The organism is Acidithiobacillus ferriphilus, from assembly GCF_018854775.1.
GTDB classification, from domain to species: Bacteria; Pseudomonadota; Gammaproteobacteria; order Acidithiobacillales; family Acidithiobacillaceae; genus Acidithiobacillus; species Acidithiobacillus ferriphilus.
Window position 1 is genome coordinate 1 of sequence record NZ_JAAZTY010000238.1, and the last position, 648, is coordinate 648.

General features: G+C 55.9%; 1 protein-coding gene. It reads left to right on the top strand.

The window, feature by feature from the left end:
- Nucleotides 1-392: 392 nt before the first annotated feature.
- Nucleotides 393-648, top strand: a 256-nt coding sequence (locus HF921_RS12825; protein ID WP_215893959.1) for a LysR family transcriptional regulator, incomplete at its 3' end; no start/stop codon positions are given.

Here is a 648-nt window from a genome sequence, read left to right on the forward strand (position 1 = left end):
CTGAAGTGCTGAACCGACGGCGGCCACTCACCCTGGAAATGATTCGCCGCCTGTCAGAGCAACTGGATTTACCCGCCGAAATACTGGTGCGCCCCTATCCGACCCGATCCCACGCTGCTTAGCCCACGACCAGAATAAGTGATACTCCCCGACAACCTCCCCGCAGACCAGACAGATGCCTTCATTGCGCGTTGGGTTTCGGCGACCTCAACCGCGGTCAGGCAATTTTGGAGACACAAGGCCTGACCGTCGATCTTCTTTTGGCGACCAGGATGAAAGACCGTATCCGTTGCACAGAAAATGATTGAGGTGTATGGGTATCGTGTCATAAGGTAATGCTGATATAATGGTGCGCCGTATTGCGTTAGTTGCTGCCACTACAGGAAAGCACCATGAGCATGCATCTCACCTTTCGCCAGTTACAGGTGTTTACCGCCGTGGCGAAGCATCAGAGCTTTACCCGCGCGGCGCAGTCGCTTCATCTCAGCCAACCCGCCGTATCTATGCAGGTCCGCCAGATGGAAGAGCAAGTCGGACTGCCGCTCTTTGAACAACTGGGACGGCAGATTTATCTCACTGAAGCGGGGCGGGAAATGGCGCGCTACAGTGCCGCCATCACCCAGCAGTTGGATGAGGCGGTACAGGTGA